Source organism: Streptomyces sp. NPDC047982, from assembly GCF_043204165.1.
Lineage (GTDB): Bacteria > Actinomycetota > Actinomycetes > Streptomycetales > Streptomycetaceae > Streptomyces.
Genome location: NZ_JBIDBS010000028.1, coordinates 32574 through 53834, shown reverse-complemented (window position 1 = coordinate 53834; position 21261 = coordinate 32574). Strand labels below are relative to the sequence as shown.

The 21261-nt window shown below is 73.1% G+C and carries 19 protein-coding genes; 9 read left to right on the top strand and 10 right to left on the bottom strand.

Annotation, left to right across the window (positions count from 1 at the left end; all coding sequences use genetic code 11):
* The first annotated feature begins 1 nt into the window (after position 1).
* The 3 genes from ACGF2V_RS27985 to ACGF2V_RS27975 are packed head-to-tail and all read left to right on the top strand — an operon-like array spanning position 2 to position 2108.
* Positions 2-664 (top strand): glycerol-3-phosphate responsive antiterminator, encoded by a 663-nt coding sequence (locus ACGF2V_RS27985; RefSeq protein WP_362624032.1) that lies wholly within the window; start codon positions 2-4, stop codon positions 662-664.
* A 5-nt stretch (positions 665-669) separates the two neighbouring features.
* Entirely contained in the window at positions 670-972 is a 303-nt protein-coding gene (locus ACGF2V_RS27980; RefSeq protein ID WP_362709813.1) for a putative quinol monooxygenase, read from the top strand.
* Entirely contained in the window at positions 969-2108 is a 1140-nt protein-coding gene (locus ACGF2V_RS27975; RefSeq protein ID WP_362709811.1) for a zinc-binding dehydrogenase, read from the top strand. The genes ACGF2V_RS27980 and ACGF2V_RS27975 overlap by 4 nt, the downstream gene beginning before the upstream one ends.
* Positions 2109-2189: 81 nt before the next feature.
* Here ACGF2V_RS27975 and ACGF2V_RS27970 read toward each other — a convergent pair whose 3' ends face one another.
* On the bottom strand, positions 2190-2606 hold the full coding sequence (locus tag ACGF2V_RS27970) for a nuclear transport factor 2 family protein (protein ID WP_362624041.1): 417 nt from the start codon (positions 2604-2606) through the stop codon (positions 2190-2192).
* A gap of 179 nt (positions 2607-2785) precedes the next feature.
* Positions 2786-3454 (bottom strand): class I SAM-dependent methyltransferase, encoded by a 669-nt coding sequence (locus ACGF2V_RS27965; protein WP_362709808.1) that lies wholly within the window; start codon positions 3452-3454, stop codon positions 2786-2788.
* A gap of 286 nt (positions 3455-3740) precedes the next feature.
* On the opposite strand from ACGF2V_RS27965, the gene ACGF2V_RS27960 reads away from it, so the two are divergent.
* Positions 3741-4976: an MFS transporter gene (locus tag ACGF2V_RS27960; protein ID WP_362709806.1), complete on the top strand. Its 1236-nt coding sequence runs from the start codon at positions 3741-3743 to the stop codon at positions 4974-4976.
* Between the two features lie 173 nt (positions 4977-5149).
* On the opposite strand, the gene ACGF2V_RS27955 is transcribed toward ACGF2V_RS27960, so the two are convergent.
* The 4 genes from ACGF2V_RS27955 to ACGF2V_RS27940 all read right to left on the bottom strand — a co-directional run bounded on the left by ACGF2V_RS27955 (position 5150) and on the right by ACGF2V_RS27940 (position 10378).
* A complete protein-coding gene (locus ACGF2V_RS27955; protein WP_362709803.1) occupies positions 5150-6301 on the bottom strand; it encodes an XdhC/CoxI family protein in 1152 nt (383 codons plus the stop codon).
* Between the two features lie 224 nt (positions 6302-6525).
* Positions 6526-8910: a xanthine dehydrogenase subunit D gene (pucD, locus tag ACGF2V_RS27950; protein WP_362624049.1), complete on the bottom strand. Its 2385-nt coding sequence runs from the start codon at positions 8908-8910 to the stop codon at positions 6526-6528.
* A 2-nt stretch (positions 8911-8912) separates the two neighbouring features.
* Positions 8913-9485, bottom strand: coding sequence for a (2Fe-2S)-binding protein (locus ACGF2V_RS27945; protein ID WP_362624052.1), 573 nt, complete (start codon positions 9483-9485; stop codon positions 8913-8915).
* Positions 9486-9487: 2 nt separating this feature from the next.
* Complete coding sequence (locus ACGF2V_RS27940; protein WP_362624055.1) at positions 9488-10378, bottom strand: FAD binding domain-containing protein; 891 nt, start codon at positions 10376-10378, stop codon at positions 9488-9490.
* A gap of 292 nt (positions 10379-10670) precedes the next feature.
* Between ACGF2V_RS27940 and ACGF2V_RS27935 the strand changes: the two genes are divergently transcribed.
* On the top strand, positions 10671-12404 hold the full coding sequence (locus ACGF2V_RS27935) for a PucR family transcriptional regulator ligand-binding domain-containing protein (RefSeq protein ID WP_362709869.1): 1734 nt from the start codon (positions 10671-10673) through the stop codon (positions 12402-12404).
* Between the two features lie 165 nt (positions 12405-12569).
* Positions 12570-13355 carry a hypothetical protein gene (locus ACGF2V_RS27930; RefSeq protein WP_362709800.1) on the top strand — a complete coding sequence of 262 codons (786 nt, stop codon included), beginning with the start codon at positions 12570-12572 and terminating at the stop codon, positions 13353-13355.
* A 97-nt stretch (positions 13356-13452) separates the two neighbouring features.
* Here ACGF2V_RS27930 and ACGF2V_RS27925 read toward each other — a convergent pair whose 3' ends face one another.
* Positions 13453-14307 (bottom strand): GntR family transcriptional regulator, encoded by an 855-nt coding sequence (locus ACGF2V_RS27925; RefSeq protein ID WP_392913495.1) that lies wholly within the window; start codon positions 14305-14307, stop codon positions 13453-13455.
* Positions 14308-14453: 146 nt separating this feature from the next.
* On the opposite strand from ACGF2V_RS27925, the gene ACGF2V_RS27920 reads away from it, so the two are divergent.
* Both ACGF2V_RS27920 and ACGF2V_RS27915 read left to right on the top strand, forming a co-directional pair.
* Positions 14454-15302: a (2Fe-2S)-binding protein gene (locus tag ACGF2V_RS27920; protein ID WP_362709798.1), complete on the top strand. Its 849-nt coding sequence runs from the start codon at positions 14454-14456 to the stop codon at positions 15300-15302.
* 191 nt (positions 15303-15493) lie between these two features.
* Positions 15494-16564 (top strand): DUF2637 domain-containing protein, encoded by a 1071-nt coding sequence (locus ACGF2V_RS27915; protein ID WP_362624064.1) that lies wholly within the window; start codon positions 15494-15496, stop codon positions 16562-16564.
* A 45-nt stretch (positions 16565-16609) separates the two neighbouring features.
* Here the strand turns inward: ACGF2V_RS27915 and ACGF2V_RS27910 are convergent, their stop codons facing one another.
* Together ACGF2V_RS27910 and ACGF2V_RS27905 are read right to left on the bottom strand one after the other, a co-directional pair.
* Positions 16610-16984 (bottom strand): ATP-binding protein, encoded by a 375-nt coding sequence (locus tag ACGF2V_RS27910; protein WP_389047984.1) that lies wholly within the window; start codon positions 16982-16984, stop codon positions 16610-16612.
* A gap of 517 nt (positions 16985-17501) precedes the next feature.
* On the bottom strand, positions 17502-19865 hold the full coding sequence (locus tag ACGF2V_RS27905) for a M9 family metallopeptidase (protein ID WP_392913491.1): 2364 nt from the start codon (positions 19863-19865) through the stop codon (positions 17502-17504).
* A gap of 369 nt (positions 19866-20234) precedes the next feature.
* On the opposite strand from ACGF2V_RS27905, the gene ACGF2V_RS27900 reads away from it, so the two are divergent.
* Entirely contained in the window at positions 20235-20426 is a 192-nt protein-coding gene (locus tag ACGF2V_RS27900; protein ID WP_389047915.1) for a hypothetical protein, read from the top strand.
* Here the strand turns inward: ACGF2V_RS27900 and ACGF2V_RS27895 are convergent, their stop codons facing one another.
* Complete coding sequence (locus ACGF2V_RS27895; RefSeq protein ID WP_362624069.1) at positions 20427-21161, bottom strand: GntR family transcriptional regulator; 735 nt, start codon at positions 21159-21161, stop codon at positions 20427-20429. It abuts the gene before it with no gap.
* Positions 21162-21261 lie beyond the last annotated feature (100 nt).

Genomic DNA, 21261 nt, shown 5'->3' with positions numbered 1-21261 from the left:
CATGAATCCTTCCCCGTCCCGGTCCGGCGCCGCGCTCGACCCCCGGCTCGCCTCCGCCCTCGCCGAGGTCCCGGTCGTCGCATCGGTCGTCGGCACCCAGCCGCTGCGCCAGTTCCTGACCGCGCCGGCCCGGGTGTGCATCGTCGCGTCGCTCGCGGTGGGCCAACTGCCCCAGGTCGTACCGGCGCTGGGCCGGGCGGGGAAGACCGTGTTCGTGAACGTCGACAGCAGCCCCGGCCTGGCCCAGGACAGGGGCGCGCTGGAGTTCATCAAGAACATGGGCGCCCACGGCGTGGTCAGCACCCGGCTCTCCCTCATAGAGAAGGGCCGCCCGCTCGGCCTGCTGACGATGATGAAGGTGTTCGTCACCGACCGGTCCAACCTGCGCCGCTCCACGGACGCGATCTCGCGCGGGGCGCCGGACCTGGTCGAGATCATGCCCGCCCCGATCGTCGCCCGGATGAGCGCGCAGGCGCAGCGCGCGATGTCCCCGTCGGTCGCCGCGGGCTTCGTGGAGACCCCCGCGGACGTGGCGCTGGCACTGGCCCTGGGCTCCGTCGCCGCCGCCACGTCCGACCCCCGCCTCTGGAGCCTGCGCCGCGACCAGCTGCCGCCGGTCCCGCCCGCCGCGCCGAAGAGGCCCACCGCACCCCCCCAGGAGTGAACCCCATGACCTACGTCGTTGTCGCCCGCTACCGCACCAAGGAGGGCGAGCAGGACACCGTCCTCCCCCTCCTGGACTCCATGGCCGCCGCCTCCCGCCGGGAGCCCGGCAACCTCGCCTACCGGGTCCACCAGGGCACGGAGGACCCGCGGGCGATCGTGCTGTACGAGGAGTACGCCTCCGAGGCCGACTTCACCGCCCACTGCGCCACCCCGCACTTCCAGCGGATCGTGCTCGGCGAGGTCGTCCCGCTGCTGGAGAGCCGCGACGTGCTGCGCTGCGCCCCGCGCCCGGAGACCCAGGCATGAGGACCCGCGCGGCGGTACTGCGCGGGGTGTCGACGGCCCGCCCCTACGCCACGACCCGCCCGGTGGAGGTGGAGGAGCTGGAACTGGGCGCGCCGCGCGAGGGCGAGGTGCTGGTGCGGATCGCGGCCGCCTCGCTCTGCCACTCGGACCTCTCGGTGGTCAATGGCGACCGGGTGCGCCCGCTGCCGATGGCGCTCGGTCACGAGGCGGTCGGCGTCGTGGAGGAGACAGGTCCGGGCGTCGGCCGGGTCTCCCCCGGCGACCACGTGGCGCTGGTCTTCGTGCCGAGCTGCGGTTTCTGCGCCGACTGCGCGGCGGGGCGGCCCGCCCTGTGCGAGCGCGCGGCGGCGGCGAACGGGACAGGGGCGCTGCTGCACGGCCCGTCGCTGCTGACCGACGCCTCGGGCGCCCCCGTCCACCACCAGCTGGGCGTCTCCGCGTTCTCCGAACACGTGGTGGTGGCCCAGGAGTCGGTGGTGCCGATACCCCGGGACGTCCCGTTCACGGTGGCGTCGATGTTCGGCTGCGCGGTCCTGACCGGCGCCGGGGCCGTCATCAACACGGCGGCCCTGCGCCCCGGCCAGTCGACGGTCGTCTACGGCCTGGGCGGCGTGGGCCTGTCCGCCGTGCTGGGGGCCCGCGCGGCGGGCGCGTACCCGATCATCGCGGTCGACCCGGTCCTGGAGAAGCGCGAACTGGCCCTCCAGCTGGGCGCGACCCACGCGTACGCCCCCGCCGACGCCGTCGAGGCGATCCGCGAACTCACCTCCGGCGGCGCCGAGGTGGCGATCGAGGCGGTGGGCAGCCCGAAGGTGATGGCCGAGTGCCTGACGGTCGTGGCCCGGGGCGGCAGGGTCGTCTCGGTGGGCCTGCCGGCCCCCGACCGGGTGCTGGAGGTGCCGGCGCTGGCGTTCGCGGGCGAGGGCAAGTCCCTGATCGGTTCGTACATGGGCGACGCGGTCCCGCGTCGCGACATCCCGCGGTTCCTGGACCTTTGGCGGGCGGGCCTGATGCCGGTGGAGCGGATGCACACCGGCACGCTGCCGCTGACCGGCATCAACGAGGCGTTGGAGGAGCTCGCCTCGGGCCGGGCGATCCGCCAGGTCATCGACACGTCGAGAACGCCTGCCGCCTGACCGGGCGACACCGACGGCGCCCCTTCCGGTCACGGAGGGGGCGCCGTCGATCGTGGGGCGCGGCGGTGCGTGCGCGACGGCTCACTCGGTGCGCTCGTCGGACCCGGTGGACGGGCGCCGTCCCGTGACCTCGCGGCGGCTGATGCGCCACCCGTTCGGGCCGCGCACGACGAGGTCGTCGTAGGTCACGCTTGCGCAGCTGCCGTCCGCCCTGACCCCGATCCCCTTGGACCGGGCCCGCACCCGGTCGCCGTCGACCGCGGTGAGGACGATGTTGGTCACGTGATGACCGAGCGGCCCGTGGTCCCGCATCGCCCGTGCGGTCTCCCGGACGGCCGCCGTCCCGTGCATCGTGCCGTGCCCCATGGCCGTGGCGTCATAGACCACGTCGGCGGTGAACAGCTCGTCCAAGCGGTCGAGTTCACCGTTGTCGACCAGGTGCCCATGCAGGCCGATCAGCTCCGTGACGGCCATGCGGTCCTCGGCTCCGAGTGTCATCGCCCGCCCTTTCTCCGGCTGTTCCGTTCTCATGACGACGCGCCCGTTATAAGGGGCGTGCGGCGTGTGACGGCCGGTGGAGCGGCCGGGGGACACCTCGTCGGCGCACGCAGTTCATTCCGGTGGAGCAGCCCGGAGCGGGACAGGGCCGGGCACCGGACCGGCGGGGCCCCTCGCGGTCAGCCCCTGCCCGGACCGTCGCGCCACACCAGCGTGTACCGCCAGAACAGCCTGCGCCTCGCCTCCGCGCCGGGCAGCACGTCACGTGCCTCGCGAACGATCTCACGGAACGTCATCCGGGCCGGCCGGGTCACGGCGGTCATCGATACCGGGCGCGGCGCCCTGCGGCCCCTGTTCCTGACCCAGCCCATGGCGACGTTCAGCGGGCTGGAGACGAGGGCCAGCAGGTGGTCGCCCCTGGTCTCCTCGCGGGCGAGGCCGACCACCACCAGGGTTCCGCCGGGCGCCAGACGCTCCCGGAATCCGGCGAGGGCCTCGGTGAACGGAAGGTGGTGGACGGTGGCGACGCATGTGATCACGTCGTACGGGCCGGCCGGCATCCCGGTCGGCGCCTCGGCGACGGTGAAGGTCAACGGGGCTGCGGGGCCGGTGAGTTCACGGGCCCGGGCCACGATGTCCGGGTCGGCGTCGACGGCGTGCACCGTCCTCGCCCGGGTCGTCAGGAGCCTGGCCAGGTCCCCGCTGCCGCAGCCGACGTCCAGGGCGCTGTCGCACCGGCGGGGGAGCTGTCGCAGGATCCAGCGGTGGAAGTGCGCGTTGTGGTCCCAGGGATGGGCGGTGTTGAAACGGTCGAGTGCCTGGAGGATCCGGTGCGCCGGCGTCGTCATGGCCCGCACCGTACGGGGCCCGCCGTGGCCCGTCGAGCCGTCCGGGCCTTGCTGTGGCGGTGCCCGGACGAGGACGGCGGGGGCGGCGTACGGTCCGCGCCCCGCGGGCCGCCGCCGCACCGCCCTCCACCGCACACCGCTCCTCCTGGTACGTTGACGCGCATGTTCCTCCCCCGTGCGTAGGACCCCGTTCCGGCCGCGCCCCCGTCCCACCGGGTGCGGGCCTTTGGTGTCCCCGCATGCCCGCGGCGCCGTTCCGCGCGTCGCCCTCACGAGGAACGTCCTCATGCTCCGGCCCTCCCCCGCGCCTTCGCGCGCCCCTTCGTACGCCGCCGTCCTGCGCACCCCGCACGCCGCCCCGACCTTCGGTGCCGCCCTCGTGGGGCGGCTGTCGTACGGGATGATCTCGCTCTCCCTGATGCTGGCGGTGAAGGACGCCACCGGCTCCTTCTCCGCGGCCGGTGTGGTCATGGCCCTGTTCGGGGCCACCAGCGTCCTTCTCTCCCCCGCTCGTGCCGCGTTGGTCGACCGGTACGGGCCGCGCCGGGCCCTGCCGCCGATGGCCGGTGTGTACGCGGTCCTGCTCACCGTCCTGGCGTACGCCACCTGGCGCCCGGGCGCCCCGGCGCCGGTGCTGGGGGTGCTCGCCGCCGCGGCGGGCGCGTGCACGCCGCCGCTGGGTCCGGTGATGCGGACCCTGTGGAGCCGTCTCGTCCCGGACCGGGAGCTGCTGCGGCGTGCGTACAGTCTGGACGGCGTCGCCGAGGAACTGCTGTTCGTCACCGGGCCGTTGCTGGTGGGTGTGGTGATCGGTCACACCGTCCCCGCGGCGGGCGTCGCGATCAGCGCCGCGCTGGTGCTGGCGGGCACGGGGGCGCTGGTGTGCTCGCCCGCGGTGCGTGGGACGCGCCCGGGGCCTTCGGCCGGTCGGGGCGCCGCGCCGGAGGCGGGGAGCGGCCGGCGGCGGTCGCCGCTCGGGCTCGCCGGGCTGCGGCACGCCGCGCTCGTGGCCGCCGCGGTGGGGTTGTGTCTGGGCGGCCTGGACCTGCTGGTGGTGGCGTTCGCCGAGCAGCACCACAGGGGCGGGTCGGTGGCGTGGGTGCTGGCGGCGCTGTCGGCGGGCAGCGCGGTCGGCGGGCTCGCGTACGGTGCGGTCCCCTGGCGTGCCCCGAACCGGGTGCGGCTGCCGGTCCTGGTCGCCGGCCTGGGCGTGGCCCTGGTCGTGGCCGGTCTCTCGCCCGGCGTGCCGGTGCTGGTCGCGGTGGTGGCGGCGGCCGGGGTCTTCGTCGCCCCGGCCCTGACGACGGCGTATCTCGTCGCGGACGAGTCCGTGGACGCGGGTGCGCGCACCCGGGCGGGTGCGTGGGTCAACACGGCGGTCAATGCCGGGTCCGCGCTGGGCAGCGCTGGGGCGGGTCTCCTGGTGGACCGGCTGCCGCCGCCCGTCTGTTTCGCGCTCGCGGCGCTGCCCGCGCTGGTGTGCGCCGCCGTGATGGCGCGCGGCGCGCTCGGCCGCCGCTGATCCGGGCCGCCTCGCCCCGGACGGTGTCGTCGGCCTCCTCGCCGGGGGCGAAGCTCTTCGTGTCGGGGACGCGGCCCGGAACGATTCGCTGCGGTTCGCCCGTGACGCACCACCGTTCACCTGCCCGTACAGTCGCGGGTCCGCCCGCGATCCACCGGAGCGCACAGGAGGGTTCAGGCCACGGACGTCGTCATCCCGGTCGGCGGCGGGCCGCCCTCGTGGTGGATGGGGGTGTGCGCCCCCCTGAGAGGTACGCCGCTGCCGCCGCGCAGGTCGGCGACGATCTCGGCGGCGATGGAGAGCGCGGTCTCCTCGGGGGTGCGGGCACCGAGGTCGAGGCCGATCGGGGAACGCAGCCTGGCCAGTTCCGACTCGGTGACACCGACTTCGCGCAGCCGTTCGATGCGTTCCAGGTGGGTGCGGCGCGACCCCATCGCTCCGACGTACGCCACCGGCAGCCGCAGCGCCCGTTCGAGCAGCGGGATGTCGAACCTCGGGTCGTGGGTGAGGACGCACAGGACCGTGCGGGGGTCGATGTCGGTCGCCGCGAGATAGCGGTGCGGCCAGTCGACGACCAGTTCGTCGGCGTCCGGGAACCGGGCGCGGGTGGTGAACACGGGGCGCGCGTCGCAGACGGTGACGTGGTATCCGAGGAACGTGCCCGCCCGTACGAGAGCCGCGGCGAAGTCGACGGCGCCGAAGACGATCATCCGGGGCGGCGGGACGCTCGACTCGACGAGCAGGGTGAGCGGTTGCCCGCAGCGCGATCCCTCGGCGCCGATGGTGAGGGGGCCGGTGCGGCCGGTGTCCAGCATCGCGCGGGTCTCGGCCGCCGCCGTGCGGTCCAGCTCCGGGGGCCCGCCGAGTCCGCCCTCGTACGAGCCGTCGGGGCGCACGAGCAGGGGGCGGCCGAGGAGCTGCGCGGGGCCGTCCGTGATCCGGGCCACGGCCGCCGCCTCCCCGCGTGCGGCGGCGTCGAGCGCGGCGGCGAACACCGCCCGCGCGGGGTCGTCCGCGCGGATCGGGGTCACCAGGACGTCGATGACGCCGCCGCAGGTCAGGCCGACCGCGAAGGCGTCGTCATCGCTGTAGCCGAACCGCTCGCGAACGGTCGTGCCGTCGTCCAGCGCCCGCTCGCACAGTGCGTACACCGCGCCCTCGACGCACCCGCCGGAGACCGCCCCGATCGCCGTGCCGTCGCGGTCGACGGCGAGCGCGGCACCCGGACCGCGGGGCGCGCTGCCGCCGACCGCGACGACGGTGGCGACGGCGAAGTCGCGTCCCCGCCCTGCCCAGCGGCTCAGTTCCTCGGCGATGTCCAGCATGGCGTTTCTCCTTGGCTGCGGGGCGGTCGGAGGAGTTGCGGGAGTCCGGCGGACGCTCGGCGGCGACGCGGCGGGCCGACGGAAGCGTACGGCCGGCGCCGCGGGTAGCGGGGCCACTCTCGCCCGGTCCGGGCGTGACGTACACGACGAACACCCCGGTCCCGGCCCCGTGGCGGCACGGAGTCTGCCCCGGGCCCCCGGGCGTGGGCGGGGGGTGCGGCGGCTCAGGTGCCCGTGAGGTGTTCGGGGCGCACCGGGGTCCTGTCGAGCTCCAGGCCCGTCGCGTTCCGGATCGCCGCGAGGACGGCCGGGGTCGACGACAGGGTGGGGGCCTCGCCGACGCCGCGCAGCCCGTACGGGGCGTGGTCGTCGGCGAGTTCGAGCACGTCGACGGGGATGGCCGGGGTGTCCAGGATGGTGGGGATCAGATAGTCCGTGAAGGAGGGGTTGCGCACCTTCGCGGTCAGCGGGTCGACGACGATCTCCTCCATGACGGCGATGCCCAGGCCCTGGGTGGTGCCGCCCTGGATCTGTCCCTCGACGGACAGCGGGTTGAGCGCCTTGCCGACGTCCTGGGCGCAGGCCAGTTCGACGACCTTGACCAGGCCGAGTTCGGTGTCGACCTCGACGACCGCGCGGTGGGCGGCGAAGGAGTACTGGACGTGTCCGTCGCCCTGTCCGGTGCGCAGGTCGAACGGTTCGGTGGGGCGGTGGCGCCACTCGAGTTCGGCCTCGACGCTCTCGCCCTCCAGCACGTCCGCCAGCGCGGCCAGCGCCTCGCCGCCGTCGGTGACGACCTTGCCGTCCTCCAGGCGCAGTTCGGCGGTGGCCCAGGCGGGGTGGTACGGGCCGAACCTGCGGCGGCCCAGCTCCAGGATCTTCTCGCGGACGGCCTCGCAGGCGTGTTTCACGGCGCCCCCGGTGACGTATGTCTGCCGGGACGCGGAGGTGGAGCCCGCCGAGCCGACCCGGGTGTCGGCGGGCTGGATGGTGACCCGGGCGACGCCGAGTTCGGTGCGGGCGATCTGGGCGTGGACGGTGACGCCGCCCTGGCCGACCTCCGCCATGGCGGTGTGCACGGTCGCGACGGGTTCGCCGCCGATGACCTGCATGCGGACCCGGGCGGTGGAGTAGTCGTCGAAGCCCTCGGAGAAACCGACGTTCTTGATGCCGACCGCGTAGCCGACCCCGCGTACGACGCCTTCGCCATGGGTGGTGTTGGACAGTCCGCCGGGCAGGGCCCGCACGTCGGGCCGCTCGCCGGCGCTCTCCCACTGGCGCTCGGGCGGCAGCGGCCTGGCCTTGACCCGGCGCAGCAGTTCGGCGACGGGGGCGGGCGAGTCGACGACCTGTCCGGTGGGCAGCACGCTGCCCTGCTCCATGGCGTTGATCTGCCGGAAATCGACGGGGTCCATGCCGAGCGCGGCGGCCAGCTTGTCCATCTGGGCCTCGTAGGCGAAGCACGCCTGGACGGCGCCGAAGCCGCGCATGGCCCCGCACGGCGGGTTGTTGGTGTAGAGGGCGATCGCCTCGATGTCGACGTCGTCGACGACGTACGGGCCGACGCCGAGCGAGGCGGCGTTGCCGACGACCGCCGGGGAGGAGGAGGCGTAGGCCCCGCCGTCCAGCACGATGCGGCACCTCACGTGGGTCAGCCTGCCGTCGCGGGTGGCCCCGTGCTCGTACCGGAGCCTGGCGGGGTGCCGGTGGACGTGTCCGAAGAAGGACTCGAAGCGGTTGTAGACCATCTTGACGGGTCTGCCGGTGCGCAGGGCGAGGAGGCAGGCGTGGATCTGCATCGAGAGGTCCTCGCGTCCGCCGAAGGCCCCGCCGACGCCGGAGAGCGTCATGCGGACCTTGTCCTCGGGCAGGCCGAGGACGGGGGCGATCTGCCGCCGGTCGGCGTGGAGCCACTGGGTGGCGACGTACAGATCGACGCCGCCGTCCTCGGCGGGCACGGCCAGCCCGGACTCGGGCCCGAGGAATGCCTGGTCCTGCATGCCGAAGACGTACTCGCCGCCGACCACGACATCGGCGCGGGCCGCCGCCGCGTCCGCGTCGCCGCGGACGATGGGCTGGCGGTGGACGACGTTGGGGTGCGGTACGTGTCCGGCGTGGTGGTCGGTGCGGTGCTCGTGGACGAGCGGGGCATCGGGGGCGAGCGCGGACGCCTCGTCGGTGACGACGGGCAGTTCGCGGTAGTCGATCCTGATCCTCGCGGCGGCGCGGCGGGCCGTCTCGGGGTGGTCGGCGGCGACGAGCGCCACGGGTTCGCCGTGGTGGCGGACCTTGCCGAGGGCGAGGGCCGGGGTGTCCTGGATCTCCAGCCCGTAGTTCTTGACGGGGGCGGGCAGGTCGTCGTGGGTGAGCACGGCGTGGACGCCGGGGGTGGCGAGCGCCTCCGTGATGTCGAGGGAGACGATCTCGGCATGCGCGACCGTGGAGCGCAGGGTGTGGCCCCAGAGCATGTCCTCGTGCCACATGTCGGAGGAGTACGCGAACTCTCCGGTGACCTTCAGGACGCCGTCGGGGCGCGGGGTGGACTCGCCGATGCCGCCCCGGGTGCGGGCGCCCTGGTCGATGCCGGTGGGATCGCCGGTGACGCCCATCGTCAGACCTCCCCTTCCGTGCGGGCGGCCGCGAGGCGGACCGCGTCCAGGATCTTCTCGTAACCGGTGCAGCGGCAGAGGTTCCCGGAGAGTGCCTCGCGGATGTCCGCGTCGGAGGGCCGCGGGTCGTGTTCGAGCAGCGCGTCGGCGGCGACGAGCAGGCCGGGGGTGCAAAAGCCGCACTGGACGGCCCCGGCGTCGATGAACGCCTTTTGGATCGGGGCGAGTTCGCCGCCGTCCCGGGGCTCGGGCCCGGCCGGTGCGGGCTGTGGCCGGGTCGCGTCGAGTGCGCTGCCGTCGCCGTCGGCACGTGCCCGGGAGCGCCGGGCGCGGAAGTCGGCGAGGCCCTCCACGGTGAGGATCTCGCGCCCCTCGGCCTGCCCTGCGGCGACCAGGCAGGAGCAGACCGGCACTCCGTCCAGGCGGACCGTGCACGACCCGCATTCGCCCTGTTCGCAGGCGTTCTTCGAGCCGGGCAGGCCCATCCGCTCCCGCAGGACGTGGAGCAGGGACTCGCCCTCCCAGACGTCGTCCGCCTCGCAGCGGCGGCCGTTGACGGTGAATGCGACACGCATGATCAGGCGGCTCCTTCGCTGCTGCGGCCGTCGCCGCGGTACGAGTCCCAGGTCCAGCCGAGGGTACGGCGGGCCATGACCCCGACCGCGTGTCTGCGGTAGCGCGCGGTGCCTCGCACGTCGTCGATCGGGTTGCAGGCGCCGGCGGCGAGGTCGGCGAACCGTCGGACGAGGGACGGGGCGAGGGCCGTGCGGCTGTCCCAGAACCCGCCCTCGTCGAGCGCGGCGTTCAGGAACTCCTCGGCCTCCTTCGCCCGGACGGGTGTGGGCGCGGCGGAGCCGATGCCGGTGCGGACCGTGCGGGTCGCGGGGTGCAGGGCCAGTCCGAAGGCGCAGACGGCGATGACCATGGCGTTGCGGGTGCCGACCTTGGAGTACTGCTGCGGCCCGTCGGCCCTTGTGACGTGCACGGCCCGGATCAGCTCGTCCGGGGCGAGAGCGTTGCGCTTGACGCCGGTGTAGAAGGCGTCGATCGGGATCATCCTGGTCCCGCGCACGGACGCGGCCTCCACCTCGGCGCCCGCGGCGAGCAGTGCCGGGTGGGCGTCCCCGGCGGGCGAGGCGGTGCCCAGGTTGCCGCCGACGCCGCCGCGGTTGCGGATCTGCGGGGAGGCGACGGTGTGCGCGGCGAGCGCCAGGCCCGGCAGCTCGGCGCTCAGGTGTTCGATGATCCGGCTGTACGGCACGGACGCGCCGAGCCGTACGCTCTCCTCGCCCACCTCCCATGCGGACAGCTCGTCGACGCGGCCGAGGTCCATGAGGTACTCGGGTCGCCGGTGGTCGAAGTTGATCTCGACCATCACGTCGGTGCCGCCCGCGATGGGCACGGCCGTCGGGTGCGCGGCCTTGGCGGCGAGCGCCTCCTGCCAGTCGGCGGGGCGAAGGAAGTCCATGGGCGGCTCTCTCCTCGATCGGGGTCGTCGCCCTCCGGCCCCGGGGCGGGAGGGCGAGGGCCGGAGCCCGAGGGCGGGGCGGCCGGTCCTCGTCGGGTCTTCCCTGTGTGGTTATCGCGGCACGGGGCCCAGTACACAAGCGGTGCTCCACCCGGTGCAGTCACCGAAACCATGAAGGCGTTGGCCGGTCGTTCTCGTCGTCTTGTAGATTCGAACGAATGGCGGGTATCGGTGGTCTCACCGCATCACCCGGTTGTCACCCGCACCAACGGAAGAGATCGGCGGCGACGAGATGCGGCTGCGCGCACTGCTGGAGACCGACGCGCTGGGGCTGCGGCTGCTCGGCGGCGAGGACGAGCTGGACCGGGCCGTACGGGGTGTGATGACCACGGACCTGCGCGACCCCAGCCGCTATCTGTCGGGCGGTGAGCTGGTCCTGACGGGGCTGGCCTGGCGTCGCGACGCGGCGGATTCGGAGCCGTTCGTGCGCATCCTGGTGGGTTCGGGGGTCGCCGGGCTCGCGGCCGGCGAGGCGGAGCTGGGGGCCGTTCCCGGCGATCTGGTCGACGCCTGCGCCCGGCACCGGCTGCCGCTCTTCGCCGTCCACGAGACCGTGGCGTTCGCGACGATCACCGAGCACGTGGTGCGCCAGGTGTCGGGCGAGCGCGCGGGCGATCTGGCCGCGGTCGTGGACCGGCACCGCAGGCTGATGACGTCGGGGCCGGCCGGTGGCGGCCCGGACGTGGTCCTCGATCTGCTCGGCTCCGACCTCGACCTGCGCGCCTGGGTGCTCTCCCCCACCGGGCGGCAGGTGGCGGGGGCCGGTGCCGCCCCGCTGCCGAGGCCGGTCGGCGCGGCGCTCGCCGGGCACCACCTGGCCGCCGCCCGCGGCGGCCACCGGCCCCCGCACCGGGCCGTGGTCGACGGCACCACGTACGCTCTCCTCCCGATCCGGAACACCGGGCGGGGCGCGGCCTCGATCTCCGGGGACGTGCGCGCGTCGTGGCTGTCCGACTGGCTGCTCGCGGTCGAGGCGGACCCGGGCGACTGGCCCGCGGCCCGACTGGATCTCCTTCAGGGCGTCACCCAGCTGATCGCGGTCGAACGGGACCGGCGCGACGCGGCCCGTGCGGTACGCCGAAGGCTCGCCCAGGAAGTCGTGGAGCTGGTCCAGACGGGGGCGCCGCCCGCCGAGATCGCCGCCCGGTTGCGGGTCGCCGCCCCGGTGCTGCTGCCAGGTCTGGGGGCGGCGCCGCGGTGGCAGGTCGTGGTGGCGCGCGTCGAACGGGACGGAGCCGGGGGCGAGGCCGCGACTCTCGGCGGCCCCGGGGCCGCCCTCACGGGTGGCGCGATCGCGCAGGCGCTGCTGGAGGAGATCCTGGCCGACCCGGCGGTCACCGGCGCCGACTTTGCCGACCGGACGGCCGTCGCCGACACGGGCGACGAGGCCGTGGCCCTCGTGCCCCTGCCTGCTCCCGCCGTGCCCGCCCAGGGTGCCGGTGGCGGCCCCGAGCCCGACGGCGAGGACGTCTCGCTGAACGCCGAGGTCCTGCTCGCGGCCGTCCGCGAACCCCTCTCCGCGGGCCTGGCCGACGACGGCCGGCTCACCCTCGGCGTCAGCGCGGCCGTGCACTCGCCCGAGGGGCTGCGCGGCGCGCTGGAGGAGGCCCGGCACGCGCGCCGGGTGGCGGCGGCCCGCCCGGGCCGGGTCTGCGCGGCCGGGCACCACGAACTGGCCTCGCACGTCCTGCTGCTGCCGTTCGTCCCGGACGACGTGCGCCGCGCGTTCACCGCACGGCTGCTCGACCCGCTGCGCGACTACGACCGCCGCCACCGCGCGGAGCTGATTCCGACGCTGGAGGCGTTCCTGGACTGCGACGGCTCCTGGACCCGCTGCGCCTCCCGGCTCCACCTCCACGTCAACACGCTGCGCTACCGGGTCGGGCGAATCGAGCAGTTGACGGGGCGTGACCTCTCGCGTCTGGAGGACAAGCTCGACTTCTTCCTCGCCCTGCGTATGAGCTGAGTCCCGGCCCCCGCCGGTCCTCCCGCGCCGGTGCCGTCGTTTGTGAAATCTTTCACCTGACATGGCTACGACCTCTTGGCCCGGCGTGCCCATCCGTGCTGAGATGCCGCCCAGACTCAACTGCTCGATGGCGCGCTAGGGGAGGGCAATGTGGCGCATACCGCCATGTCTGGTTCCGGCACGACAGCAGATGACGATCCGCCGCTCCAGACCGCGGTATGGCGACTGCGGTCCCGCGCCTGCTGGACGGACGCCGCCGCACTGCTCGAACACGACGCCGCCACGGACCCGGCCGCGGCACTCCAGCGGACCGCGCTGCTGACCGAGCGCTGCCTGTACACGGGGCAGGGCTGGACCGAGGCCGAGGACGCCCTGCGCACCGCCGAGGCGCTGGCCCACGACGACGCCGAGCGCGGCGCCGCGGCCTGCGAGCGCGGCCACCTGGCGTACGCGTCGACACTCCTGGGCGAGCGGGACCGGGCGGACGAGGCCAGTGTCGCCCTGAGCCGGGCCGCCGCGCTCCTCTCCCCGACCGCTCCGGGCCGCCCGCTGCTGGACTTCCGCCGCGGTCTGATCGCGCACAACATCGCCGACTCGCCCCAGGCGGCACGTGCCGCGTACCGCAGGGCCCACGCCGGTGCCACCGCCCAGGGCGACGCGTTATTGCTCTCCTCCACCTGGCGCCATCTCGCCCTGCTCGCCCTGCGGGAGGGCGAGAGGGCAAAGGCGCGGCACGGTTTCGCCGAATCCCTGCGGCTGCGTGAGGAGCTGGGCTACCTGATCGGTACGGCTCCGGCCCTCATCGCCCTCGCCGACGCCGAGCCGGAGCCCGAGACGGCGACCCGGCTGCGTACCGAGGCGGGGCGGCTGTTCCGTCTGCTCGGGGGCGTGCCGACCTGGCTGGCCCCGCATCTGGACCCGCCGTCCCCGAGGAGCGCCGAGGCGAACTGAGCCGCGCGGCACCGCTCACGCGCGGACGGCTCCGGGCCGCGCGGCGCCGTCCGGGGGCCGGGGCGCACGGGCCGTAACGGCTCATGTCCGTACCGGTTCAGCCCGCGGCTCCGCCGAAGTGACCGCGTACCAGCGACTGCACGGCCGTGAGGTCCTGGGCGATGAGCGCGTCGAGCAGCGCCGTGTGTTCGGCCGCGTCGGCCAGGAGGCCGGCGCGGCGGGTGGCGGGGTTGTCCGCGGCCGGCCACCGAGCACGGCGGTGCAGGTCGTCGGCGACCATCACCAGCTGTTCGTTGCCGCAGAGCGCGAGGACCGCGCCGTGGAAGGCCCGGTCGGACTCGGCGTAGCCCGCCCGGTCCCCCAGGGCGGCGGCGGTCGCGGTGGCCTCGGCGAGCGGGCGCAGGGCGCGCCAGCGGGCGGGCGGGACGGTCCGTGCCAGCCGCAGCACGACGGGGACCTCGATCAGGGCCCGCACCTCGGCCAGTTGGGCGAGTTCGCGCGGGTCCCGCAGCGTCACCCGGAAGCCGCGGTTCGGCACGACCTCGACAGCGCCCTCGGCGGCCAGTCGCTGCATCGCCTCGCGCACCGGGGTCGCGGAAACCCCGAAGCGGGCACCGAGGACCGGGGCGGAGTACACCTCCCCCGGTACGAGCTGACCGTCGGCCAGGGCGGCCCGCAGGGCGTCCAGCACCTGTCCGCGCACCGAGTGGCGCCGCACCGCCGGGCGCGGCGACGGCTGGGTGGACGGCTGGGCGGACACAACGGCCGGGGCCGGCTCGACGGGCGGGTCGGGCGGGCGGGCCCGGGACGGCTCGACGTGGGTGTGCTCGCCGCGCGCCTGGTCCGGCACGCGGTCGGGGCGCGGCTGCGCCCCCCGCGCCTGCCCGGGCACCCGTACGGACACGGGCAGGGACGGCGGACGCGCCTGCCCACACGCTCCGACCTGCTCCACTCGGACCTCCTCGGCCTGCCGCGGGCGCGGCTCGCGTGCGCCATGCCCCCCCCGTGCACGATAGGCGCAGCGGGCCTCGGTTCACACCTCGATCCACTCGGGTAAGGTAAGCCTTACCTGCAAGTATCGTGATTCGGCGGTCCCGCATGACCCTCCCCGCTCTGCATCCCGGCACCTCCGCGTCCGCCGTGGCGGACGCGTACACGCGTCTGGCCGAGGTCTTCCCCGGGCTGCGCGCGGACGTGCTGCCGGACGGCGAGGACGCGCCCCGGGGGCACGGCTGGGTGCGTGCGGACGAACTCGCGGCGGGCGGCGACGCGCTCGACGCGTTCCTCTCCTGGGACCGCGCACAGATGGTGCGGGACTACGGGCAGCAGCCCCGCCCGGACGTGGTCGCCGGCTTCGGACTGCACCGCTACGCCTGGCCCGCCTGCCTGCTGGTGACGGTGCCGTGGTTCCTGCACCGCCGGGTGCCCCGGATCCCCGTCGAGGACGTGGCGTTCCAACGGGCACTGGGCCGCATGACCGTCCGCGTCACGGAATTCGCCTGCCTCGCGGGCGATCCGGCGGCCGTGCTGCCGGGCGCCCGGGTCGTCCCCGACGAGGCGGCACTGCGGGCCGAGGTCCTCGCCGCCGTGGCCGGGCACATCGGCCCGGTACTGGACGGTTTCCGGCCACGTATGCGGCGCGGCAACCGGGCGCTGTGGGGCATGGCGACGGACGAGGTCGTCGAGGGGCTCTGGTACGTCGCCTCCCTGCTCGGCGAGGAGCGGCGGGCGATGGCGGAACTGGAGGCGCTGCTTCCGGGCACCGCGAAACCGTACGTGGGCAGGCCGGGTTTCCGCGAACTGACGGGGCCGAACGGCGAACCGCTCCCCACCCGCGACCGCGTGAGCTGCTGCCTCTTCTACACGCTGCGCCCCGATGACACCTGCGTCACCTGCCCCCGTACCTGCGACGCCGACCGGCTACGGAAACTGACGCACACTCACTGATCAACCCCCCTCGAACGGGTAGTACTATTCGAACGCACTTCACAGGCCGCGTACGGGTATTCGATCAGATCCCGGCTATCCGTATGCGCTGCCAACCCAATGGCGTTCTCTTGTCCCGAAACCCCCTGCGTGTGATGTGGTTTCGGCAATCATGGCGCCCGAAATGCCCTACGTGACGCAAGGGACCGCGCATGAGACTGACCGACATATCGCTGAATTGGCTGCTTCCGGGCGCCGTGCTGCTCGTGGGAGTCCTGGCGGCGGTGGCGGTGGTCGTACGCGGCAAGCGCGCCGCCGACAAGTCCGCCGCCGACGACAGCTGGGAGCGCAGCGAGGAGCGCCGCAGGCGCAAGGAGGCGGTGTACGCCATCGCCTCGTACGTCCTGCTCTTCTGCTGCGCGGCGGTGGCCGCCGCCCTCTCCTTCCACGGGCTCGTGGGCTTCGGCAAGCAGAACCTCGGCCTCTCCGGAGGCTGGGAGTACCTCGTTCCGTTCGGCCTCGACGGGGCCGCGATGTTCTGTTCCGTCCTCGCGGTGCGCGAGGCCAGCCACGGTGACGCGGCGCTCGGTTCGCGGCTGCTCGTGTGGCTGTTCGCAGGTGCCGCGGCCTGGTTCAACTGGGTGCACGCCCCCCGGGGTGTGGACCACGCGGGCGCTCCGCAGTTCTTCGCGGGGATGTCCCTCTCGGCGGCCGTGCTCTTCGACCGCGCGCTGAAGCAGACCCGCCGGGCCGCGCTGCGCGAGCAGGGTCTGGTGCCCCGCCCGCTGCCGCAGATCCGGATCGTGCGGTGGCTGCGCGCTCCCCGGGAGACCTTCGGCGCCTGGTCGCTGATGCTGCTGGAGGGCGTGCGCACGCTGGACGAAGCGGTCGAGGACGTCCGCGAGGACCGGCGGGAGAAGGAGCAGGAGCGCCTCCGCAGGAAGGAACAGGCCAAGCTGGACCGGGCCCGCATCAAGGCGCTGAACCGGCAGCACCGGGCCTGGGGCCGACTCGGCCGGGGCGGCACCCAGGTGGAGGTCCAGCAGCTCCCTCCTACGACCGGAGCCGCCCCATCGACAGCGGAGCCGGCCATACCGGAACAAGGACAGCTCCCCTTGCGGCCGTCCCTGCAGTCCGTGGCGGGGGTGCCCCGGAGCGACCAGGACCGGAAGGCGGGTGACTCGGTCACCGTCGACCTCACGGCCGAGGACGACACCCAGGCGCTGCCCCGGCTCGACTCGCTGGAGCGCAAACTGAAGGACCTGGAGCAGCAGTTCGGCTGATGCTCCCATGCGAGAGGCCCTGACGGCCCGGACCCTTCCGGGCTCTCAGGGCCTCTCGCCGTCCAACTCGAACCAGACGACCTTGCCCAGGGCGCGTGCGTCGACTCCCCAGGCGTCCGCGAGGCTCCGGACCAGGACGAGTCCCCTGCCGTGCGTACCGTCGTCGGCGTTCGGTACGTACGCCAGGGCCGACAACGGCCCGAAGTCCCTCACTTCCACCCGGAGTCCGGCAGGACCCACGCTCGCCGTGACGACCGCCCCGTGTCTCGTATGGATCAGCGCGTTGGTCACCAGTTCGCTGAGCAGGAGCTCCGCCGTCCCGACCGGCTCGGCGCGCCATCGGTGACGGAGCAACTCGCGCAGTGCGCTGCGGACTTCGCTCACGGCCCCCAGATCGGTGTGCGCCAGCCGTCTCCGCATCCGGGCCGGCACGCGCCTTCTCGCCTCCGGTCGTAACACCACCCCTTCGTTCGTCGCACCGGTCATTTCCTGACGCTGTGTCTTCTCCCCCGCGCGCACGGTGGATCGCCCCCTGTTCGTCGTCTCGCCGGACGTCTTCTCGGAACACGTCACGGGGATGCATGCCCCCGGGTCGGGCCGTCACGCTTGCCGGACCCCCTATGTGAATGCACGCACGAGCGATCCGTGCGCCCCCCACCCCCCCCGGGCACCACGGCGTCACGTTTCCAACGCTGCGGTCGGCGACCCCTACGCCTCCTTCGACCTGATCGAGCGCGGCTCCTTGAAGCCCGGCCCGAACCGATCCGCGCCGAAGCCGCGGTCTGCCGGCGCGGATCACCGTCCGACGTGGCGCGACGCCCGTCACGCTGCGGCTGTCGTGAGCCCCGGGCCGGGTCCGGCGGACGCGTCCCGGGACGCTATCGGCCGGCCGAGCGGGAACATCACTCGGCCGGCCGGTACGACGGGGTCGTGGGGATCAGAACTCGGTGGTGACCTTGGCGCCGTCGAACTTCTCGTTGCCGTAGAGGCTGATGAAGTGGTAGCCCGGCGCCGGGTCGTTGACGGTCAGGGTGTGCTCGTTGCCCGCCCCGACGGACTTGTCGGTGTTGACCTGGGTGGTCGCCCATTCCTCCGAGCTGTAGTAGAGGTCGGCGTCACCCGTGCCGCCGGACGCGGTGATCTTCAGCTGCTTGATGCCGGCCGGGATGATGACGGCCAGGTAGGCGTAGTCGCCCTTGACGGCCTTCAGCCCACTGCGCATGCAGTTCCGGCCCAGCAGCCTGGTGTCGGTCGCCGTGCACTCGGTGATCTCGCCGGGCGGGTTGGTGGACCCGCCGCAGGCGCCATCCGCGCAGGCGGTCAGCCAGGTGTTCCAGTCGGCTTCGTAACGGTCGCCGATGGTCGATGTGAGCAGGGTGCGGGCACCGTCCCAGTCACCCTTGCGGTAGAGGCCGAGGAGGGTGTCGATGTCCCCGCGGTGGGACTCCAGCATGTAACGCACGGCCAGGTAACCCCAGTTGTAGACTCGGGTCTGGTCGGCGTTCTCGTAGGTGGTGTCGAACAGGGTCCGCAGGGTGTAGGTGTGGTTCGCGGCCTGGGCAATGGCGGCGTCGTAGTTGAGCTTTCGGTACGAGTAGGAGACGTACTCCGCAAAGCCCTCGACCCACCAGACGGTCGGCGTGGTCAGTCCGTCCTCGAAGTCGCCGTGCATGTTGAAGCGGCCGTCGAGGTAGTGCGTGTACTCGTGGTTCAGGTTCCAGATCTGGAAGTCGGGGCGGGCCCACTCGGCCTCGTAGGCGATGAACCGGGGCTGATTGCCTTCCGCGGCGGGGTCGCCTTCCAGGTACATGCCGCCGTTGTTCGTGCTGATGCCGTAGATCGCGCCGGCGTAGGTCTGGTAGTCGGTGCTGGAGTCGAAGGCCACGACCTCGATGGTCTTGTTGTTGTCGTCGGCGACCGGGCCGTTGTCCCGGGCCACCTCGTGGAAGTAGGCGTCCTGGTTGAGCAGGCTGGTGCAGCTGGCCTCGAGTTCCTCCGCGACCATGTCCTGCGCCCGGATGGTGATGCTGTCGCTACAGGTGTGCTTCACCGGCAGGGCGGCCTTCTCGAGACGCTCCGCGAGGTCACAGGTGCCGTAGTACGAGCAGTTCGCCTTGTCGTAAGCCTCGACCATCTGAGCCACGGCGACCCAGAGCGGGGCGGTGGGGCCCGTGATGGAGCTCTTGCTGAGCAGTCCGGCGGCCAACGGGCTCGCCTTGGCGCGCAGGGAGTCTTCCTTGAGGAAGCGGCCGAGCTCGAGTCCCGCGTTGGAAGCGAGGAACGACTGCTTGGTGCCCAGCAGGTCGAGATGGCGCGACGCGAAGTCGCTGAGGGCCTGCAGAACGCTGGGGTCGGCCTCCACCGCGGCGATGAACTCCGGCACCTGGTGACCGCGGAAGAACACCGTGTACACACTGTTCACGGCGTTGACCATGTACCAGAACTCGTTGTACGAGGAGTCGTAGTCGGCCAGCAGCCGCTTGACGACAGACAGGTAGCGGGCGTTCTCCACGGCGCTGTCGATCAATATGACAGCCTCGGACAGGGTCTGCCCGTTGGCGTCGGTGACGTCGAAGGCGTGCGAGGAGGCGAAGAACGCGTCGAGCGCGCCCTGGATGGCCGTACGCAGCTGTGGCCCGTAGCTGCCCACGGTGTCCGGGTCGTAGTACTGCACGTAGTAGCCGGCCCGGAGGTAGAGAACCAGCTGGGTCATGCCGGTGCTGCTGTCACCGGGATAGGAGGCCGATCCGTCGCGCAGGGCGTTGGCGATGGTGACCATCTGCTCCTCACGGAAGGCCAGATAGCCGTCATTGCCCTTGACCCGGAACAGCGTGTTGACGCAGTCGGTCGTCGACGACTTGACCTGCTCGACCAGGGCGCTTCCGGTGCGGCTGGTGAAGTCGCTGACGTTGCACTCGGCCGCGGCCTTGACCTTGGAGTCGGCCTTCATCGACGGCGCCAGGTGGCTCGGGAGCGTGGCTCCGGGGTCGTCGTAGTCCTGCCGCAGTGCGTCCTTGGATGCGGACAACGGCGGACGGTCGGCGGCCTTGAGGGCTTTGCGGTCGACGTGGTCGGCGTCGTCCGCGGGTGCGGTCGACGCCTCGGCGGAGGAGCCGACCGGCCCGCCGCCCGTACGGACCGGACCGGCGTCGCCGGCCCGGGTGTGATCGGCCACCGCAGATACGGTGGAGCGCTGCTCGACGGCCTGGCTCGGCGCGGAGAGCAGGCCCACGCCCAGGCATGCTGCCAGGACCGCAGTGGATAGTCCGGTGAATCGCCTTCGAACCATTCGGTTCTTCACGTGCCGCCTCCCAGCGGTGTGTCAACCGCGCGACTGCGCGGGTGGGGGGTTACGAGGGAGCGAACCGGGGATGACATGCGCACGTCCGTTCCCTCTCGCGCGCTGTACAATGGCACATGTCACATGTCCTTAGGAACCCCTCGCGCACACATTGCCCTGAGAACAATTCACGGCCCGCGCAAGGGACTTCGTCCGACCACCGGTACGCACCGGCCGCTGCCGTCGGACGTCTCATCGAGGAATCGCTGTCCGGGCCGGAGCCCGAGCCCCGCGCCCCGGCCTCCGGCCGAACGAGGGCAGCGCGAAGACACGGCCTGGCAGAGGTGGGCAGACGACGGGACGCTTGCGCCGCCCCTGCGCGGGATCGGCGTGCGGATCGAGGACGACCAGGTGATCACGCCCTACGGTGCCCGGCTGATGTCGTCCATGCCGCCGCGCACCGCCGACGGGATCGAAAAGGGGCCGGCCGCCCTGATGGACGGCCGACCCGGAGGAACGGCGCCTGCGGTCGAGGGGCGGGCCGCGGACGGGCCGCGGACGCCGCAGACCTGCGGCCGGTGATCAGCCCTCGGCCGCCGACCGGGACACCCTGCCGGTCCCGGCGCCTCGCGCGACCGCGCCTGCGCCCGGGTCGTCACCGTCGGCCCAGATCGATCTGACATGCGACATGTGCGTCAGCATGCGCTTCTCGGCACCCGGCGCGTCACCGGCGATCATGAGATCGAGCAGTTGGACGTGCTCCTCGGCGGATGCGGTCAACTGACCCAATTCCGACAGCCGGTTGAGACCGAAGAGCCGTGACCGCTTGCGCAGGTTGCCGACCTCCTCCACCAGCCTGCGGTTTCCCGCCAGACCGAGCAGTTCGAGATGGAAGCGACGGTCGGCCTCCAGGTACCCGATGATGTCGTGCTCGACGGCGGCCGCCACGATCGCCTCGGCGAGCGGCCGCAGCGCCCGCAGCTCTGCCGTCCTGCCCATCCTGGTGATCCGGCCGACGGTGGGGACCTCGATCATGGCGCGCAGTTCGGTGAAGTCGTCGAGGTCCTGCTCGGTCAGCTCCGTCACACGGAAGCCCTTGTTGCGGACCGCTTCGACCAGCCCCTCCCGTGCCAGATCGAGCATCGCTTCTCGGACCGGTGTGGCGGACACGCCGAACTGGGCGGCGAGAGTCGGAGCGGAGTAGATCACACCCGGCCGCAGGTCGCCGGCGATCAGAGCCGCCCTGAGCGCGCTCGCCACCCGGTCGCGCAAGTGCTCCTTCGCCGAAAGGGCGTTGAGCATCGTCAGGGGGGCCATATGCATTCCTCCAGCGCCGTACGGGCCTTCAGAATACAATGTCACGTTTTTCCACGGCCTCGGTCGTCCACGTCCTGAGTCCCGGTCGGTGGACGAGTCC

What these genes read in the sequence shown, in the direction of transcription:
- ACGF2V_RS27985 (WP_362624032.1), top strand. Translation starts at nt 2, where the DNA reads ATGAATCCTTCCCCGTCCCGGTCCGGCGCCGCGCTCGACCCCCGGCTC.
- ACGF2V_RS27980 (WP_362709813.1), top strand. Translation starts at nt 670, where the DNA reads ATGACCTACGTCGTTGTCGCCCGCTACCGCACCAAGGAGGGCGAGCAG.
- ACGF2V_RS27975 (WP_362709811.1), top strand. Translation starts at nt 969, where the DNA reads ATGAGGACCCGCGCGGCGGTACTGCGCGGGGTGTCGACGGCCCGCCCC.
- ACGF2V_RS27970 (WP_362624041.1), bottom strand. Translation starts at nt 2,606, where the DNA reads ATGACACTCGGAGCCGAGGACCGCATGGCCGTCACGGAGCTGATCGGC.
- ACGF2V_RS27965 (WP_362709808.1), bottom strand. Translation starts at nt 3,454, where the DNA reads ATGACGACGCCGGCGCACCGGATCCTCCAGGCACTCGACCGTTTCAAC.
- ACGF2V_RS27960 (WP_362709806.1), top strand. Translation starts at nt 3,741, where the DNA reads ATGCTCCGGCCCTCCCCCGCGCCTTCGCGCGCCCCTTCGTACGCCGCC.
- ACGF2V_RS27955 (WP_362709803.1), bottom strand. Translation starts at nt 6,301, where the DNA reads ATGCTGGACATCGCCGAGGAACTGAGCCGCTGGGCAGGGCGGGGACGC.
- pucD (WP_362624049.1), bottom strand. Translation starts at nt 8,910, where the DNA reads ATGGGCGTCACCGGCGATCCCACCGGCATCGACCAGGGCGCCCGCACC.
- ACGF2V_RS27945 (WP_362624052.1), bottom strand. Translation starts at nt 9,485, where the DNA reads ATGCGTGTCGCATTCACCGTCAACGGCCGCCGCTGCGAGGCGGACGAC.
- ACGF2V_RS27940 (WP_362624055.1), bottom strand. Translation starts at nt 10,378, where the DNA reads ATGGACTTCCTTCGCCCCGCCGACTGGCAGGAGGCGCTCGCCGCCAAG.
- ACGF2V_RS27935 (WP_362709869.1), top strand. Translation starts at nt 10,671, where the DNA reads ATGCGGCTGCGCGCACTGCTGGAGACCGACGCGCTGGGGCTGCGGCTG.
- ACGF2V_RS27930 (WP_362709800.1), top strand. Translation starts at nt 12,570, where the DNA reads ATGTCTGGTTCCGGCACGACAGCAGATGACGATCCGCCGCTCCAGACC.
- ACGF2V_RS27920 (WP_362709798.1), top strand. Translation starts at nt 14,454, where the DNA reads ATGACCCTCCCCGCTCTGCATCCCGGCACCTCCGCGTCCGCCGTGGCG.
- ACGF2V_RS27915 (WP_362624064.1), top strand. Translation starts at nt 15,494, where the DNA reads ATGAGACTGACCGACATATCGCTGAATTGGCTGCTTCCGGGCGCCGTG.
- ACGF2V_RS27910 (WP_389047984.1), bottom strand. Translation starts at nt 16,984, where the DNA reads ATGCGGAGACGGCTGGCGCACACCGATCTGGGGGCCGTGAGCGAAGTC.
- ACGF2V_RS27895 (WP_362624069.1), bottom strand. Translation starts at nt 21,161, where the DNA reads ATGGCCCCCCTGACGATGCTCAACGCCCTTTCGGCGAAGGAGCACTTG.